Raw genomic sequence first — 17564 nt, 5'->3', positions numbered from 1 at the left:
TTTACTCCTTGGCCTTTGGTTGCCAGAGGTCGCCTTGTTTCTCAAGCTTACCCTTTTTAGCTAAGGATTCAAGAATAGGAACGATATCATCGCTACTTGCACCAGTTTTTTGAAGTAAAGTATCAATTGATGCCGGACCCCTCTTGAGTAGTTCTTTGACTTCTTCTTCCAGTAGAAGTTTTTTCACCAGAGGAGTAATCTTTTCGTCTATTTTTTGGGCAATGGTTTCATAGGCATAATCACCCATTTTTTTAAGCTCCCGGGCAATGTTTCCAATGGCCGTACGAAAACGCATGTTTTCTGCTACTTTACGCGCAGCTTTTAGGCGAAACTTTAAGTCTTCAGGGGATATACCTTCTTTTTCCCCAAGAGGGCCCAGTTTTTTGATGTTTTCTGTGAAATCAGTAACGATTTGCACAAAAAGAGGAGCTTCTGCCGCAGAAGCCCACTTAAGGGCCAGGCGGTTAAGATCAATGCCCACCGCCTCAAGAATCCTCCTGGTTGCTTCGTCTATTATGATGGCTTCGTAATTACCAGACTGGTAATGACACTCACCAAGGTGTCACCCGCCTACCAGGATGCCATCTGCTCCTACATGGAAACCCTCTATAATGAAGACCGGGTCAATACGCCCGGTACACATCACCCTTATCACCCGGTTATTGGGCGGATACTGGTAACGTGCCACCCCGGCAGAATCTGCCGCAGCGTAACAGCACCAGTTACACAAAAAAGAAAGTATCTTCGGCTCAAACCCCATAGCCTACTCCTCTAAGTTTTACGCTGCCTCTTCGTCAGTTTCTGTTTTCTCTTCTTTCTCAACAAAACTTCCAAAGGCCTCTATTTGGGCCAAAATGGCCTCATCGGTAAAACCGCCCATACTTATGGCAAAAACTGGGCAGTGCGAAGCACAAATACCACAACCTTTGCAAGATGCGGTGATAGTCTCTGCCTTTTTACGTTTACCCACCTTAACCATCTGGATAGCACCGTATGGGCAAAGCGCAGCGCAAATCCCACAACCAATGCATTTTTGCTGGTCAACGCGAGAAACAATGGGCGCCACCTCAACAAAGCCCTTGGCAAGGGGAATAGCAGCTTTGGCTGCGGCTGCCCGTGCCTGGGCAAGAGATTCATCAAGGGGCTTGGGACTATGCGCCAGACCGCACACATAGACTCCATCAACCGCAAGCTCAACAGGCATAAGCTTTACGTGGGCTTCCAGGAAAAACCCATCCCCTGTAAGCGGGGCCTTGATAATCTTGGCAAGATCTTCGTTTTCCCCTGGAGCAATACCTACCGAAAGAACCAATACGTCTGCTGGGATCAAAAGCTCTTCGCCTAACAGCGCGTCATAGACCTTGACAAACCTCTGCTTGCCTTTCTTGGCTATTTCAGGCCTTTGAGAAGGTTGATAGCGAATAAAGATAACGCCGGCATTTCTTGCCTCACGATAGGCGTCTTCAGCAAAGCCATAAGTCCGCATATCACGAAAGAGGATGTAAACGTCTTTTTTGGGATAGCGTCGCTTAAGGCGCAGGGCGTTTTTAACTGCCTGCTGGCAGCAAAGCTTGCTGCAATAAGCAAGGTCTTCGCCTCGTGAGCCCACACACTGAATCATCACGATACTTCTTGCGCGGGAGATCTTTTCGGCCTTCCCTGCTAACTCCGTCTCAAGCTCAAGCTGGGTAAGGACTTTTTCTTCTCTGCCAAGGCCAAAGAGCTCAGGGCGGTGCTCGCGTCCACCGGTAGCGATAATCACCACCCCGTGGTTGATGACCTCAGACCCAGAAGGGCCCCTGAGGGTTGAAGTGAAATTCCCCACGTAACCTGAGACGTTTTCTACCGTGGTTTCCTTATAAACTTTTATCCGTTCATGGGCCTCTACGCGTTTTATCAGGTCCTCTAAAATTTTTTGTGGTTCTTCTCCTGAAAGAAGCCCTGTTACCCGGCGAAGGTTGCCGCCTAGTTCTTTTTCTTTTTCCACCAAAAAGACGTCAAAACCCTGTTCTGCAATGGAAAGGGCCGCTGACAGCCCGGCTGCTCCACCCCCGATAACCAGGGCAGAAGGAGTAACTTCGACCTTTTGCACCTCAAGGGGAGTTAGCCTGGCAGCCTTGGCCACGGCCATGCGCACCTGATCCTTGGCCTTGGCGGTGGCAGCGTAAGGGTCAAAGGCGTGAACCCAGGAACACTGGTCTCTTATGTTGGCCATCTCGATGAGGGCCGGATTAAGGCCTGCTTCTTTTAAGGTTTCCTGAAAAAGGGGCTCATGTGTCCTTGGGCTACAGGCCGCGATGACAATGCGGTTAAGGCGGTGTTCTTTAATCTTTTTAACGAGCTCGTTTAAGGCATCTTGAGAGCAGGAATAAAGCACATCTTCTGCAAGCACCACCCCTGGGAGCTTAGCAGCGTAACGTGTTACCTCGTGAACATCCACTACACTTGCAATGTTTACGCCACAATGGCAAATAAACACGCCAATGCGTGGCTCAAGACGCTCGAGCTCTTCGTCTTCAGGAGGAAACTCCTTTAAGACAGCGTCTTTGCCACGGGCCTCTGCCAAAAGCTCAGAACACCTTGCCGCTACTCCCTGGGCCTGGACAACGCTTTCGGGAATGTCTTTAGGCCCCTGAAAAGCTCCGGCCACAAAGATGCCGGGCACATTGGTCTCAAGGGGAGCCGCGGTCTTCGTCCTGGCAAAGCCATAAGGGTTAAGCTCTATGCCTAAAATTTTAGCAAGGGCTTCGGCATCCTTAGGCGCATCAAGCCCCACCGAAAGAACCACCATATCGTAGAGTTTGCGGTGGCTTTTTCCGTCTTCGGTCACGTAAGTAAGGGCAAGCTTTCGTCCAACCTGATCGACCCTCGGCACCCGGGCATAGATGGTTCCGAAATTATATTTTTCAACCGCACGTTTGAAAGCTTCATCAAAGCCTTTACCCTGGGTGCGGATATCCATAAAAAAGAGGTCTATCTCGGCCTCAGGAAGGTGTTCTTTCACCACCGAGGCCTCTTTCATGGCGTACATACAACAAACCGACGAACAATAACCGTTGCCACAGGTTACATCCCTTGAGCCGATACATTGCAAAAAGGCAATGCGGTGCGGATGTGCAAAATCAGAAGGCCGCACGATTTCGCCTTCTGTTGGGCCAGAAGCACAGGTCATGCGTTCAATTTCCAAACTGGTAAGCACGTCAGGAAACTTGCCGTAGCCGTATTTTTTAAGCACTTCTTCAGGAATGCGGCCAAAGCCAAGGGTCAAAACAATGGCTCCCACTTCAAGCTCACGCACTTCAGCCTTTTGATCAAAGTCTATGGCATTGGGACCACAAACATTGGCACAGAGCTGGCAACTTTCGTGCTGGACCCTTAAACAGGCCTTGGCGTCAAGATAATAGGCCGTAGGCACAGCCTGGGGATAGTCAATCCGCGCCGCCTTGGTAAAGACAAGACCTTCGTTGTACTCGTCAAGCACCTCGCGCGGACAATAAACCATACACTGCCCACAGGCAGTACATTTCTTGGGATCAACGTACCTCGGCTTAATCAACACCTTGGCCTTAAAGTCCCCAGCGGTGCCGGAGACTTCTTTTAGCTCTGCCAGCGTGATTATTTCGATATTGGGAGACCGCCCGGCCTCCACCAACTTGGGCGCAAGTATTCAGATGCTGCAATCGTTAGTAGGAAAAGTCTTATCAAGCTGGGCCATCACCCCGCCAATGGAGGCCTTCTTCTCTACCAGATAGACGTAAAAGCCGAGCTCAGCCAAATCCAGGGCGGCCTGAACCCCTGCAATGCCGCCTCCCAATACCATCACTTTTCCTTTTATTTCTTTAGCCATCAAACACCCCTACCAAAAGATTAAGCTTCGGCTTCTTCTTCCACCCGCAGGTGGGTGGGACCAAAGCAACCAAGGCCGTGGAACGGTGATACTTTTGGTGCCTCAAGGGCCCGACGCATAGCCATATCAAAGAGAATGCGCGGCTTAGGTTTGTCGATCCCAAGCCTTTTGCGCTTTTCTTTGATTTTGTCGATCATTACCGCGGCAAAATCCTTGGCATCACGAGCTACCACCCAGGGCGCACCAAATATGTTGTAGAATTCATGGAAAAGATAATCGGTAGCCACCTGGCTCTTTTCCGTGGGGAAGTTCGGCCCAAAGACCACGCAGGCACCGCTTCCTACAAAGTAATTCCCAATAGCTACCGCCTTTTCACTCATCCATTGCGGCGCACATCCAATGGCTGGAAGATCATCAAAATCTTCGCCTAAACCACCAGCATTAACCATCTCAGTAAGTGCAATCAAAATACGGCTGTTATCAACACAGGACCCCATGTGGAGTACCGGTGGGCAACCAACTGCCTCAAGCACCTCCCGCAAAGAATCTCCTGCAAGACTTGCGGCCTCAGGAGAAAGAAGCCCCTCACGGGCAATAGCAGTGGCCGCACACCCTGTGACCACCACCAGGATATTGTTGGCGATAAGTTCTTTAGCAAGCTCTGCATGCGTACGTTCAAAAACCCTGAAATTGTCACAACCCACGATGGCCGCAACCCCAAGAACACGACCGTTAATAATATTTTCGTTAAGGGGCTTATAAGACGCCCGGAAGCGCCCACCAAGGATGTAAAGGATGGTCTCGTGGCTAAAGCCAGCCACCACGTCCATTTTGTCTTTCGGGATATAGACGGCACTTTTGTCTCTTTTGGGGAAACGAGAGATGGCCTCGCGCAGGATCTTCTTAGCACTTTCCACAGGGTGATGGTGGTCAAAGGGCATGTGCATGGCCCCTTCGATCTCAGCCTTGTCACTAACGGTTATCACCGCGGTGTGATAAGCCTGGGCCACCGTGGCCACGTTTTGCATGATACATTGCACGTCAACAATCATGGCCTCAACCGCCCCAGTGGCCAGGGCAAGTTCCTGTTGCACAAAGCTTCCCGCAATAGGAATCCCGCGGCGCATAAGCACTTCGTTTCCGGTGCAGCAAATGCCCGCAAGGTTAATACCCTTGGCCCCTACTTTTTTGGCCTCTTCAAGGATCTCGGGATCCTGGGCGGCAATAGCAAGGGCTTCTGCCACTTCTGGCTCATGCCCATGGACCGTTACATTCACCATATCTTCTTTAAGCACGCCAAGATTAACCGTAGCCCTAATTGGTTGAGGTGTCCCAAGGAGAATGTCCTGAAGCTCAGTAGCAATCATGGAGCCTCCCCAGCCGTCAGCCAGGGCACAACGCACTGAGGCCTTAAGAAGGCTACGATAGTCCTGGTCAACACCAACAGTGGTGCGGTGAAGCATCTCAACGACTTCCCGGTCAACCCCGCGCGGTACTACCCCGAGCTTGCGCCATATTTCCTGACGCTTTTCTGGTGCACGCTTGATAAAAGCAAGCTCGCCATGTTGTTTGCCAAATTCTTCCAGGGCTTTAACCGCTACTTCTTTGGCAAGCTCTTTTACGGGCTTTTTGTGGTCTAGGCCGAAATAATAGGCCACCATGCGGAGTTTTTTCTCATCTTTTATCTCAAAGTCTTCGGCCTCTCCGTGAACCGTGGCGTAAAAAACCTCAGCAATCCCGCGGCCGTGATCCGAGTGCGCTGAAGACCCAGCAGCTACCATGCGACAAAAGTTCCGCGCCGCCACTGTAGCCGCAGTTGCGCCGCAAACACCTCGCATTTCTTCTACGCCTTCGATAATCTGACACGGCCCCATGTTACAGACGTGACAACAGGTGCCGCCCTTTCCAAAAAGACAGGGCTTTGTTCCCCTTTTACCGACCCGATCTGGAGCCGTAAGCACTTTGCCCTGAATTTTTTCGTAAACGTCTTGATTAACTACACACGAAAGACAGGATTCTTTTTTCTTTAGACGAGGCTCCATGGGTTCCTCCTGTTTAGAATTTCATTTAATTTAAACATATTTTTAAAAACTATCAAATCTAACCAACTGAACTAGGGAGCCCCGCCCACATCTTGGCGGCTTCTACGGTGTTCTTCATGAGCATGGTGATAGTCATGGGACCAACGCCTCCTGGAACCGGGGTAATGGCCGCGGCTTTTTCTTTGACTGAATCAAAATCAACGTCCCCACACAAAATGGCCTTACCCTCAGGGGTAGTGCCAATGCGGTTTACGCCTACGTCAATTACCACCACCCCCTCTTTTACCATATCGCCTGTGATTACTTTGGGGCGCCCTGCTGCGACTATAAGGATATCTGCTCGCTTAGTATGAAAAACCATGTCCTTAGTGGCGGTGTGACACACGGTTACCGTGGCGTTGCCCACAGGCTTTCTTTTCTGCATAAGAAGAATGGCCACAGGTTTCCCTACAATGTTGCTGCGACCAACCACTACGACCTCAGCCCCGGTTACCTCTACATCTGTGCGTGCAAGCATTTCAAGGATGCCTGCTGGGGTGCAGGGAATAAAACAGGGCTCTCCAATGACCATCTTGCCAACGTTTACGGGGTGAAAACCATCTACGTCTTTGCGCGGGTCAATGGCGTAAAGGACTTTTTGCTCGGAAATGTGCTTTGGCAAAGGAAGCTGCACCAAAATGCCGTGGATAGCAGGGTCGTTATTATACTTTTCTATCATCTTGAGTAGTTCATCCTCAGAGACATCTTCTGGCAAATTTTCCTGCACAGAATGAAACCCGAGATCATGAGCAGTACGCTGCTTAGCAGTCACGTAAGAAACCGAGGCCGGGTTTTCCCCTACAAGGATGGTCACCAGCCCCGGAGTAACGCCGTGTTTTTCTTTAAGCTCTTTGACTTCTTTTTTGAGCTCTTCTCTTATTTCCTGTGAAATTTCTTTACCGCTTATTATCTTAGCCGCCATTTAGCATACCTCCCCCACAAATTTGGCCGACCTAGAAAGCAAAGGATGTGCCAAGAAAAAGTGCGATTTTATTAATCATTTTCTAAAAAATTTTTGCACTAAACCAAACAAAAAAGATTCCCAAGGGGAAATTCTACTGAGGAGAAATTCCCCACTTGACGAGGAATTTCTCCCCAGTCATTCGGCTTAAAATAGGCCTTTCACTTTGCCAGTCTCTACGTCAACATCGATGCGACGGTAGGCAGGGTCAGAGCCAGTACCTGGCATGAGGCTTATGTCTCCGGCAACAGGAACAATAAAGCCAGAGCCACGATAGATTAGCACGTCTCTTACGCGAAGCTGCCAGCCTTTGGGCACCCCTTTTAAGGCAGGGTTGTCGGAAAGGGAAAGATGCGTTTTCACCATACAAATAGGCATACGGCGCAGTTCTTCGTCTGCTTCAATAAGCTTTATCTTGGCCTCCGCATCAGGAAGATAAATCACCCCATCTGCACCATAGACTTCTTTGGCAATTTTTTCGATACGGTCTTTCACTGGTTCGTCGAGTTCATACAAGAAACGGAAGTTAGACGGCTCGTTGCAGGCGTCCATCACCGCATCGGCAAGCTCAAGGGCACCTTCTCCACCTTTTAGCCAGTGTTCAGAGACAGCGGCACGGATGCCATGTTCTTCACAAATACGTTTTACCAGGGCTATTTCGTCTTTGGTGTCTGTGTAAAAGGCGTTGATACAGACCACAGGGGTCACACCGCTTTTCTTCACAATGTTCACACAGTGCAAGAGGTTTTCACAGCCCTTTTCCACCCACTCAAGGTTTTCTTCGAGATATTCTTTAGGGATGGGCCTACCTGGAAGAGGAATTGGTGCCCCTCCATGGCACTTGAGTGCCCGGATAGTAGCTACTACCACCACGCAATCCGGCGTAAGACCTGACAAGCGGCACTTGATGTTCCAGAATTTTTCATAGCCGATATCAGCCGCAAAACCAGACTCTGTGACGTTATAGTCAGCGAGTTTAAGCCCCACGTAATCAGCAATAATAGAAGACTGCCCAATAGCAATATTGGCAAAAGGACCCGCATGAATAAGCACGGGCTGGCCTTCGATAGTTTGAATCATATTGGGATTGATGGCATCTACCATCCAGGCACACATAGCCCCGGCTACTTCTAAATCTTCAGTAGTTACGGGATTTCCAAACTTATCAAAGGCCACGACTATCTTTCCAATGCGCTCACGGAAATCTTTAAGGTCTTTGGCTACAGCCAGAATGGCCATGACCTCTGAGGCTACCGCAATCCAGAACTTGCTTTCCATGGGGTAGCCGTCTTTTTTACCTCCCAGGCCAATAACGATATGGCGCAGGGCCTGAGCACAAAAGTCAATTATCCAGCCCATCTCTACACGTTTGGGATCAATGTTAAGACGCTTAAGCCCACGTTTAGCAAGGGTCTCGTCGTCGTAGTTGAACTCGTGTTGCATACGGGCGGTTAGCGCTACCATGGCAAGATTGTGGGCGTTCATAATGGCGTTGATGTCTCCGGTAAGCCCCAAGGAAAACTTATCTAGCGGTATAATTTGTGCCAGGCCGCCACCAGCAGCAGAGCCCTTTATGTTCATTGTTGGGCCACCAGAAGGCTGACGAAGAGCCCCAATTACTTTTTGACCGCGTTTACCAAGGCCTTCTACTAAACCAATCGAAGTGGTGGATTTACCTTCACCCAAGGGCGTGGGAGTAATTGCGGTTACGTCGATATATTTGCCATTAGGCTTATCTTTTAAGCGCTCAAGCACTTTACGATAATCAATCTTTGCCACATAGTGGCCGTAAGGGAGCAGTTCCTCTTTTTCAAGGCCAAGTTCTTCTGCCAACTGATAAACGGTTTTCATGTTCTTTTCTGCTTCAGCGGCAATCTCCCAATCCTTCATCTTGGTTGGATCAAGCTTCATGAAGACCTCCTTTCTTAATTTTTTTAAAGTCTGGAAAGGGAATTAAATGACCAAAATATTTAAATCCGAGATAAATTGTCTATATAAACTATTTTTATAAAAAAATGCAAGCAAATTAAAGTTTAAATTTTATAATTTTTGAAAGCTAAAATAGAATTATTTGAAAAATTCAAAGCTTTAAAGATAAATACTTTTGCGTTTTGAAAATAAACAACCTTTACAGTTTTTCCTTTTGGTGTTACTAATTTTTGAAAAATAACATGAAAAGACGAAATGATTATAGAAGCAGAAACAATCCTCATTGGTTTGGGGCATCTTCTTAAGGGTGATTTGGGAATTAGCTATTACATTATCGAAGCCCTTGCCCTGGAAGGATTAGAAAAGAAGGCAAAATTGGTCTTTTTAGCAGAAGAAACCGAAAAACTTGACGTTTTTCTCTTCAAAAAGAAAGAAGCTATTATCATTGTTCCTGCTGTTTTAAACCTAAAACCTGGCAAAATACTTTGCTGGGATTATGACGACTTTTTAAAAAGATATCCCTTGGTATCTCATATTCAGCCATATAAAAAGATATACGATTCTTTCTATTTACTAAAATTAATAGACGCTTTACCCAAAGATATTACAATCATTAGCATTTCTGTTGAACAAACTAGAAAAGCAATTATTAGTATAAAGGCCATTAAAGCCGCTCGAAAGGTAATAAATATCGTAAAAAGAAAAATTCTTGAAGAAAATATTGGCAAAGTTAGCCGTATCTATTCCGTAAAAGACTTAATAAGCGCTAAAAACTTAGTCTTCTAAAGCCCTTAGGAGACCTTTGCAAAATACCTTCTCTTAAGGCCCGTTCGAGCAACCGTTCCTATTTTTCGTTCCGAAAAATGGGAACGGATCCCTTGCGCTTGTGCTGACAACACTTATCCCAACAATTTTGCAAAGGTCTCTCTTAGATCTTGGAAAACGTCTTATCCTCCAATCAGGGAGTCTATTTTTTCGCAAAAGCTATATATCAGGAAATATTTATTGGTAAAAACTATTTTACATTTCATGTAAATAAATTATTTTGAGGGGAAGGCTCAGGATGACGACTTGACACCGTCATGCTGAAGGAGCGTACGCGACTCAAGCATCCACAGATCGATAGAATACTAAAAGCCCGACATCGTTAGGATTACAATCTACAAACCCTAAAAGCAGGGGGGATTAAAATGAGCTACGAAAAAATGTGGCAGGAACTTGGCATAAACCTTGAGGCCCACGATAACCTCTTGCACGTGCTTGAGGGCTTTTACGAAAACATCTACCTTTCCCAAAAAAATAGACCAGAAGGCATGGAATATTTTGACAAAGTTGTCTCATGTATCCATGGGGCCCGCATACAGGAGCTTTTCAAAGCCAAAAAGGAAAACCGCCTGGTATTGGGTACCTTTTGTGTCTTTGTGCCAGAAGAAATAGTATGGGCTGCAAACGGAATATGTGTAGGGCTTTGTGCTGGGGCGGAAATCGGCTTTGAATTGGCAGAAGAAGTGCTTCCGCGAAACATTTGCCCCCTTATAAAAGCCTTTTTTGGTTTCAAATTGTCTAAAGTCTGCCCTTTTGTAGAAATCTGTGATTTCGTAGTAGGAGAAACTACTTGTGACGGGAAAAAGAAAGCCTACGAAATCTTTAACGAATACAAAGAAACATATGTTATGCACGTTCCTCAAAAGAAAGACAAGTCCTCTTTTGATTTATGGAAAAACGAAGTTATCAACTTCAAAAGCGAAATAGAATCTCGCACCGGAAATAAAATTTCGCAAGACGACCTATTAAAAGCCATAGAACTTATAAATAAACGCCGCGAAGCCTTAAAAAGGCTAAATTCTTTAAGAAAAGCTGATCCTCCTCCAATTTCAGGGCTCGATGTTTTACTTATCAACCAAATCTCTTTTTATGATGATCCAGAAAGATTCACCGCTAAGGTAAATGAATTATGCGATGAGTTAGAAGAACGTATTAAAAGGAAAGAAGGCGTTTGTCCGCCTGGCACTCCTAGAATAATCGTTTCTGGTTGTCCTATGGCAATACCAAACTGGAAACTACATTATCTTGTGGAGACCTCAGGAGCGATAATCGTAGGAGAAGAATCATGCGTAGGGACAAGAAATATCCGCAACCTCGTAGAACCAAAAGGTTCTAACGTAGAAGATCTCTTGGAAGATATTGCCTCAAGATATCTAAAAATAGACTGCGCCATTTTTACACCTAATGCCGAACGCATTGAGAATATAAAATCGATGATAGATGAATTTTCCGCACATGGTTTGATCAATTATAGTTTAAAATTTTGTGATCCTTATACTACCGAAGTTTATAAAGTTAACAAAAAAATTGACAAAGTACCCACTTTGAATATTGAAACAGATTATAGCCAGGAAGATATAGAACAACTTCGCACCAGAATTGAAGCCTTTTTAGAAATTTTAAAATGAAAATAATTGGCCTTGATATCGGTTCACGTAGCATAAAACTCGTTTTTCTAAAAGATGGCAATATTAAAGAATACTTATGCACCGAAACATCTTATAATCCCAAAGAACAAATTGCTAACTTGTTATCTAACTTTAAATATGACTACTTAGTATCCACAGGCTATGGCCGCTATTTAGCCAAAGAGCATTTTAGAGCAGAAATCCTTACGGAAATCCAGGCCCACGCTTTAGGAGTGCGCCATATATTTCCCACCGCACGCACCATCTTGGACATAGGCGGACAAGACACCAAAGCTATTTTGCTTGACTCCTCTGGCAAAGTTTTGCGCTTTGAGATGAACGATCGTTGCGCAGCTGGCACAGGACGTTTTCTTGAGGTAATGGCCAGGGCCCTTGGTGTGGATCTTCAAGGACTTTCAAGTTTGGCGCTTTCCGCTAAAACAGCAGCCAAAATAAGTTCTCTTTGCACTGTCTTTGCTGAAAGTGAGGTTATCGGGCTTATCGGACGAGGTGAAGCCCGTGAAGTAATTGCCAAAGGTATTATCAATTCCATTGCCAAGCGGTCTTTAACCCTCCTTAAAAAAGTAGGGGCCAAAAATCCTATCATATTCACCGGAGGGGTGGCATATAACAAAGCCCTGGTAGCAACCCTTGAGGAACTACTTGGAAATTCGATTTTGGTCCCAGAGAATCCCCAGCTAACAGGGGCCCTGGGAGCAGCCCTTTATGGCTCCCAGAGGCTCAATCAGAGGGCATAGTCTTTTATCATTGCAACCAATGGCCCAAGGCCGTCCCAGGTAATATCTGCCCTTAAGGAAACCCTGAGGCGTGCCGTGCCTTCCGGCACAGTGGGTGGTCTTATGGCTGGCACATAGTAGCCTTTTTTAAAAAGTTCCTGCGCAAGAAAAAGTGCTTTTTCGTTTTCTCCTACCACAATGGGCACAATAGGAGAATCACCATCAAGGCCTAATTCTTTGCGAAATCTTTGGGTAAGGGCCTTTAGTTTTAAGCGTTCTTTTTCTAATTTGGGAAGAAGATCTAAAGCCTTTAAGTTAGCGGCCACAATTACCTGAGGAAGCGCCGTAGTAAAAATAAAAGAACGTGCCTTGTTAACAAGAAGAGAAATGATAGCTTTTTCTGCTATCACAAAGGCCCCGTAGCTTCCAAGGGCCTTTCCAAAAGTCCCTACAATCAGATCAACCTTGGGGATAAGCTCCTTTTCCTCAGATACGCCAAGCCCTCTTTTTCCGTAAACACCGATTGCGTGGGCTTCGTCTAATACCAAAAAGGCATGGTAGCGTTCTTTCAAAGCAACTAGGTCTTCAAGGGGGCTTAAGTCCCCATCCATGCTGAAAAGGGACTCGGTAACAATCACAGCACGGCGGAATTGGCCGCGATATTTGCGCAAAAGTCTTTCAAGGGTGTCTAAGTCTTGGTGGGGAAAACGAAAAAATTTAGCGTGAGTGAGCCTAAGCGCATCAATAATACTTGCGTGCACCAGCTTGTCGGCAAAGACCAAGTCCTTTTTGCCACAAAGAGCTGGAATCACCCCAATATTTGCATGATATCCCGAAGAAAACACCAGGGCGGCCTTGCCATAAAGCGCACTGAGTTTTTCCTCAAGGGCCTGATAAAGCACGTGATTTCCTGAAAGAAGACGCGCAGCCCCTGCCCCAAAGCCGTCAAGCCCTTGCTCTTTAATTATCTCAGGGAGGCTAAGTCTTTCGCTAAGACCTAGGTAATCGTTAGAGGAAAGATTTAAGAGCCAGTGTCCTTTGATTTTTACGTAAGGTCCTTGGTGCTCCTCAATAGGAGGCAAAATGCGCAGACGATGTTCGGCTTTAAGCTCTCCTAATTCTTTTTCTAAGTCAGGAAGCCCCATGTTCTTTGAGCACTTTTTCGATAACTTTCTGGCTGCGAGAAATTATTTCAGAAACATCTTCTTTCGTGATACAAAGCGGTAAAAACCAGTAGATCACATCCCCCAATGGGCGAAGCACCAGGCCCTCTTCAAGAGAGCGCATATAAATCTTAAAAGGAAGGCGCAAAGCCTGAGGAAAAGGCTCTCTTGTCTTTCGGTCTTTCACCAGTTCAATGGCCCCGATATAGCCGACATAGCGAATATCTCCCACATGCGGGTTCTCTGAAAAGGCCTCTAGCAAGATTTTATGGAAGTATTCTCGTGCTTCTTTGGTTTTGTTAAGGGGGTCTTCTTCAGCAAAAAGTTTAAGATTAGCGCAGGCAACTGCACAACAAATGGGATTGGCAGTGTAAGTGTGGCCGTGGAAAAAGGTTTTCCCTTCAAGATAATCCGCATAAAAGGCCTGGTAGATTTCTTCGGTGGTAACCGTAAGCGCCATGGGGAGATAGCCACCAGTAAGCCCCTTGGCAAGGCAGATGATATCAGGGACAACTCCTGCCTGTTCAAAGGCAAACATGGTACCAGTGCGACCAAAGCCCGTGGCCACCTCATCGAAAATTAAAAGCACTTCATATTGATCACAAAGCCTGCGTAATTTTTTAAGATAGGAGGGAGGATAGATTAAAATGCCCCCTGCCCCTTGCATGCGCGGTTCAACAATAACGGCACAGATCTCTTTGTGTTTTTCTTCAAAGATTTTTTCCAAGCCATCAATACAACGAAGGCTGCAATCATGATTTGCAGAAAGGGTAAAGCCCTGGTGTTCTTCGCAGCGATAGCAATAAGGGCTTGGTGCACGGTAAGTCTTAAAGGTAAGGGGTTTATAAAGTTCGAAAAAAAGATCGCAACCGCCTACACTTACCGCGCCGATGGTGTCTCCATGGTAGGCGTTTTCAAGGCACACAAAGCGGGTCTTTTCTTTAACACCTTTGTTTTGCCAGAATTGGAAGGCCATTTTAAGGGCCACTTCCACCGCTGTAGAACCGTTATCTGAGAAAAAATAGTGTGAAAGCTCTTGCGGCAAAAACTCCCTGAGTCTTGCGACCACTTCTGTGGCGTAAGGATGGGTAAAGCCCGAAAAATTGACATGATCAAGCAACGAAAGCTGCTCACAAATGGCATGGTTTAAAGCGGGATGAAGATGCCCGTGGACGTTGGTCCACCAGGAAGAAATAGAGTCATAGAGTTCCTCGCCATCGATGGTTTTAAGCTTAAGCCCCTGGGCAGAGACAATGACTTTGGGGTCGCGGTTCTCGTAGTCTTTCATCTGGGTATAAGGATGCCAGATATGCCTACGGTCAAGCTCAAGGATTTTACTTTTGTCCCATTTTTTCATCACAATTCTCCACACAAATTTTCTCAGGAATAATACTTCCTCCACAGGAAAGGAAACATTTATCATACAAGTCCTTACATCCGCAATCAGAGACACAGGTAGCAGAAAGCTCGGTTATAATGGCAGTAAGCGACGGTCTTTTGGGTTTAAGGGGAGCTATAGGCCTTTGGCCTTTTAGTCTTGCAAGTTTTTTAGCTAGCTCGTCTTTTCTGCGACAGGCAAACTGGTCCTTATCCCGCTTACATATTTTTTTAAAAAACTGATAGTCTTCTTTTAGGCGATTCAAGTTCTCCTGATAGCGAGACAGCTTTAAGCGATAAAGACGCAACTCTTCTTCATACGTGGTAAGCGTATTTTGGTAGGATAAAAGTTCTTTCTGGTATATTTCTTTTGCTTCAACCCTTACAGCCGCCAAACATTTTTGATATTCTTTCTGGCAATTTTGCTGACATTTTTCGAATTTTTGCTGACACTCTTTGAGGCAGATCTCCCCAGAAAGCCCCATGGGGGCAAGATAGCGTTCCTTAATAACGTACTTTGGCCCACCACAAGCTCCTAACAAAAAAGGCAAAACTAACAACAATATAAAGCGCATGATAAACTCCTAAAATCTTTTTAAGACACTGGACCCTTCCTTTCCGTTCCGAAAAAGAGGAACGTATTCTAAACAGCCTCGGGCTTTTAATGCCTAATTCATATTGGGTTTAAACTCTTTTTAGGTGATATTTTAGCAGTCTGCAATCTTTCAAATCCCTTTCCCTTTTAAAACATGGTATAAGTAATGTCATTAAAACAGGGGGAAGGAACATGAAACTGGTTTACGCCTCTGAAATGCAAGCCCTTGATCATTACACCATCGAAGAATGCGGTATCCCCGGATTAGTACTCATGGAAAATGCGGGCCGTGGGATTGCAGAACTCATTCTTTCACGCTTTGCCCAAGAAGCTTCCCAAGGAGTAGTAATTGTCTGTGGTCCTGGGAATAATGGTGGAGACGGTTTTGTGGTAGCACGCCATCTTTTTCAAAAAGGCTATCCCCTTAAAGTCTTTTCCCTTACAGAAGAAGAAAAATTCAAAGGTGATGCACAAGTTAACTTGAAGATCATCAAAAACATGGGGCTTCCCCTTTACTTTTTGACCACTGATGATCTATCTCCTCTTGAAGAAGCCCTTTCAAAAAACCAGATAATTGTTGACGCTATCTTTGGAACAGGGCTTTCTCGAGAAGTCAGTGGACGTTTTGCCAAGGCCATTGAACTCATAAACAAAAGTCAAAAAATAGTGGTCTCAGTAGATATGCCCTCAGGGCTTTCCGCTGATACAGGCCGTCCCCTAGGTATTGCGGTTAAGGCCACGGTCTGTGCCACCATGGCGCTTCCCAAAGTTGGCCAGCTGATTTATCCCGGAAAAGATTATGTCGGCGAGCTCGAAATAATCGACATTTCTATGCCCGCAAAAATAATCGCCGAAAAAGGCCCTGCTCGTTTTTGTCTTGATGTAAACTGGGCGTGTGAGACCATTAAGCCTCGCCCGCAAGACTCACATAAGGGCACTTATGGGCACGTAGCGGTGCTTGCCGGCTCTCAAGGGAAAACTGGAGCCGCCATCCTTTCTTGCCAGGGGGCCTTAAGGGGCGGGGCCGGACTTGTCACGCTGGTGTGTCCTAAAAGTCTTAATCATATTTTTGAAACAACCCTCGTTGAAGCCATGACTTTTCCGCTCCCTAAGGAAACACCTATCCAAAGCCTTTCATACCGCGCCTTTGACCAAATCATTTCCTTTATGGTAGGAAAAAAGGCAGTGGCCTTGGGACCGGGCTTTGGTCTTCACCCGGAAACCTTTGAGCTGGTGCACAAGCTTGTAGCGCAGGTGGAACTCCCCATGGTAGTTGACGCTGATGCCCTATCTGCTACGTCAGGAGAACCCTACCATTTAAGGCGCTCCCAGGCCCCTAGGGTTATAACCCCACACCCTGGTGAGCTTTCTCGTTTACTTGATGTCCCCAAAGAAGAAATCCAAGAAGACCGGCTACTTGCAGCCAGGGCTGCGGCCAAGGAAACCAATGCCGTAGTTGTTTTAAAAGGTGCTGCTACGGTTATTGTATCCCCAGATGGCCGCGAAGCAGTAAACACCACAGGGAACCCAGGGCTTGCCAGCGGAGGAAGTGGCGATGTTTTAACAGGACTTATCGCTTCCCTTTTAGGACAGGGATATGAAGCATTTTCCGCAGCCTGCCTGGGAGTATTTTTACACGGGTATGCCGCGGATATTTTAGCCAAGCGAAAAGGCCCCTGGGGATATACTGCCCAAGAAGTGGCTGAAACTATACCTTTGGCTATCAAAGAACTCCTTGTGAGGAAAGAGTTTGGAAAAAATTAAATCCCAAAGCCCTGAAGAGACCCAAAAAATTGCGGAAAACTTTGGGAAAACCCTTGAGCCCGGCACAGTTATTCTTCTTTTCGGGGACCTTGGCGCGGGGAAGACTACTTTTGTCAAAGGGCTTGCCAGGGCCTTGGGGGTCCCTCAAGACTATTATGTTCAGAGTCCTACTTTTGCAATTATAAATGAATACCCTGGGCGAGTGCCTGTTTTTCACGTTGATCTTTACCGTCTTGAGCCTGAAGATGTTTTTGACCTCGGGCTTGAAGAACTTGCCGACCAAGGGATCCTGGTTATCGAATGGAGTGAAAAACTACCCTTTTCTTTTGATAAAGAAATAAAAGTTCATCTCAAAATTTTAGGCCCAGAAGAACGCGAAATCACAATTGAAAAAAACTAAATTAGCTTAATTTCCGGATAAGGTGTGTAATTATTGATAAAAGCGATTTTCATCTCTATGAACCCAAAAATAGCTGTATAAAAATTCCGAAAAAAGGCTTCCCCTGGCTTTTCTTAACTCTTTACTGAAATTTTTAGGCAGCAAAAAGCTTCTTTCCTACCAAAAATCCATCAAATTTTACAAAATCAAAACATAATCCTACCTTAATAGCTATCTCATAATTATTTCCTGAACTTTCATTCTATAGCTGGATTTTC

Annotated in this window: 13 protein-coding genes; 5 read left to right on the top strand and 8 right to left on the bottom strand. The window is 46.0% G+C overall.

The features are described from left to right. Window position 1: 1 nt before the first annotated feature. The 5 genes from H528_RS14340 to H528_RS0109165 form a co-directional block, all read right to left on the bottom strand. A complete protein-coding gene (locus tag H528_RS14340) occupies window positions 2-760 on the bottom strand; it encodes a hydrogenase iron-sulfur subunit (protein WP_169352792.1) in 759 nt (252 codons plus the stop codon). An 18-nt stretch (window positions 761-778) separates the two neighbouring features. Next, complete coding sequence (locus tag H528_RS13350; protein WP_157608214.1) at window positions 779-3847, bottom strand: FAD-dependent oxidoreductase; 3069 nt, start codon at window positions 3845-3847, stop codon at window positions 779-781. A gap of 20 nt (window positions 3848-3867) precedes the next feature. Further along, window positions 3868-5889: an anaerobic carbon-monoxide dehydrogenase catalytic subunit gene (gene cooS / locus H528_RS0109175; protein WP_022854025.1), complete on the bottom strand. Its 2022-nt coding sequence runs from the start codon at window positions 5887-5889 to the stop codon at window positions 3868-3870. 58 nt (window positions 5890-5947) lie between these two features. Continuing rightward, window positions 5948-6850, bottom strand: coding sequence for a bifunctional methylenetetrahydrofolate dehydrogenase/methenyltetrahydrofolate cyclohydrolase FolD (folD, locus tag H528_RS0109170; protein ID WP_022854024.1), 903 nt, complete (start codon window positions 6848-6850; stop codon window positions 5948-5950). A gap of 186 nt (window positions 6851-7036) precedes the next feature. Then, a complete protein-coding gene (locus H528_RS0109165; protein ID WP_022854023.1) occupies window positions 7037-8800 on the bottom strand; it encodes a formate--tetrahydrofolate ligase in 1764 nt (587 codons plus the stop codon). Between the two features lie 273 nt (window positions 8801-9073). Between H528_RS0109165 and H528_RS0109160 the strand changes: the two genes are divergently transcribed. The 3 genes from H528_RS0109160 (at window position 9074) to H528_RS0109150 (ending at window position 12029) form a co-directional block, all read left to right on the top strand. After that, complete coding sequence (locus tag H528_RS0109160; RefSeq protein WP_022854022.1) at window positions 9074-9604, top strand: coenzyme F420 hydrogenase subunit delta; 531 nt, start codon at window positions 9074-9076, stop codon at window positions 9602-9604. A gap of 404 nt (window positions 9605-10008) precedes the next feature. Then, window positions 10009-11271, top strand: a complete 1263-nt coding sequence (locus H528_RS0109155; protein ID WP_022854021.1) for a double-cubane-cluster-containing anaerobic reductase — start codon at window positions 10009-10011, stop codon at window positions 11269-11271. Beyond that, on the top strand, window positions 11268-12029 hold the full coding sequence (locus tag H528_RS0109150) for an acyl-CoA dehydratase activase (RefSeq protein ID WP_022854020.1): 762 nt from the start codon (window positions 11268-11270) through the stop codon (window positions 12027-12029). The genes H528_RS0109155 and H528_RS0109150 overlap by 4 nt, the downstream gene beginning before the upstream one ends. Here H528_RS0109150 and H528_RS0109145 read toward each other — a convergent pair. From H528_RS0109145 to H528_RS0109135, 3 genes are read right to left on the bottom strand one after another with little or no spacing between them, the layout of a single operon-like run. After that, window positions 12017-13153, bottom strand: a complete 1137-nt coding sequence (locus tag H528_RS0109145) for an aminotransferase class I/II-fold pyridoxal phosphate-dependent enzyme (protein WP_022854019.1) — start codon at window positions 13151-13153, stop codon at window positions 12017-12019. The two genes, H528_RS0109150 and H528_RS0109145, sit on opposite strands and share 13 nt — an antisense overlap. Beyond that, on the bottom strand, window positions 13140-14528 hold the full coding sequence (gene bioA / locus H528_RS0109140) for an adenosylmethionine--8-amino-7-oxononanoate transaminase (RefSeq protein WP_022854018.1): 1389 nt from the start codon (window positions 14526-14528) through the stop codon (window positions 13140-13142). The genes H528_RS0109145 and bioA overlap by 14 nt, the downstream gene beginning before the upstream one ends. After that, a complete protein-coding gene (locus H528_RS0109135; protein ID WP_022854017.1) occupies window positions 14506-15123 on the bottom strand; it encodes a hypothetical protein in 618 nt (205 codons plus the stop codon). The genes bioA and H528_RS0109135 overlap by 23 nt, the downstream gene beginning before the upstream one ends. A gap of 212 nt (window positions 15124-15335) precedes the next feature. On the opposite strand from H528_RS0109135, the gene H528_RS0109130 reads away from it, so the two are divergent. Next, complete coding sequence (locus tag H528_RS0109130; protein WP_022854016.1) at window positions 15336-16907, top strand: bifunctional ADP-dependent NAD(P)H-hydrate dehydratase/NAD(P)H-hydrate epimerase; 1572 nt, start codon at window positions 15336-15338, stop codon at window positions 16905-16907. Then, window positions 16894-17307, top strand: a complete 414-nt coding sequence (gene tsaE, locus H528_RS0109125; RefSeq protein ID WP_022854015.1) for a tRNA (adenosine(37)-N6)-threonylcarbamoyltransferase complex ATPase subunit type 1 TsaE — start codon at window positions 16894-16896, stop codon at window positions 17305-17307. Before H528_RS0109130 ends, tsaE begins: the two co-directional genes overlap by 14 nt. Window positions 17308-17564 lie beyond the last annotated feature (257 nt).

Source organism: Thermodesulfatator atlanticus DSM 21156 (assembly GCF_000421585.1).
Lineage (GTDB): Bacteria > Desulfobacterota > Thermodesulfobacteria > Thermodesulfobacteriales > Thermodesulfatatoraceae > Thermodesulfatator > Thermodesulfatator atlanticus.
Note: the sequence above shows the minus strand (reverse complement) of the source record. Positions and strands in the feature narration are given on the sequence as shown.

Coding starts and splice junctions, on each gene's coding strand:
- cooS (WP_022854025.1), bottom strand. CDS start 5,889: ATGGAGCCTCGTCTAAAGAAAAAAGAATCCTGTCTTTCGTGTGTAGTT.
- folD (WP_022854024.1), bottom strand. CDS start 6,850: ATGGCGGCTAAGATAATAAGCGGTAAAGAAATTTCACAGGAAATAAGA.
- H528_RS0109165 (WP_022854023.1), bottom strand. CDS start 8,800: ATGAAGCTTGATCCAACCAAGATGAAGGATTGGGAGATTGCCGCTGAA.
- H528_RS0109160 (WP_022854022.1), top strand. CDS start 9,074: ATGATTATAGAAGCAGAAACAATCCTCATTGGTTTGGGGCATCTTCTT.
- H528_RS0109155 (WP_022854021.1), top strand. CDS start 10,009: ATGAGCTACGAAAAAATGTGGCAGGAACTTGGCATAAACCTTGAGGCC.
- H528_RS0109150 (WP_022854020.1), top strand. CDS start 11,268: ATGAAAATAATTGGCCTTGATATCGGTTCACGTAGCATAAAACTCGTT.
- H528_RS0109145 (WP_022854019.1), bottom strand. CDS start 13,153: ATGGGGCTTCCTGACTTAGAAAAAGAATTAGGAGAGCTTAAAGCCGAA.
- bioA (WP_022854018.1), bottom strand. CDS start 14,528: ATGAAAAAATGGGACAAAAGTAAAATCCTTGAGCTTGACCGTAGGCAT.
- H528_RS0109135 (WP_022854017.1), bottom strand. CDS start 15,123: ATGCGCTTTATATTGTTGTTAGTTTTGCCTTTTTTGTTAGGAGCTTGT.
- H528_RS0109130 (WP_022854016.1), top strand. CDS start 15,336: ATGAAACTGGTTTACGCCTCTGAAATGCAAGCCCTTGATCATTACACC.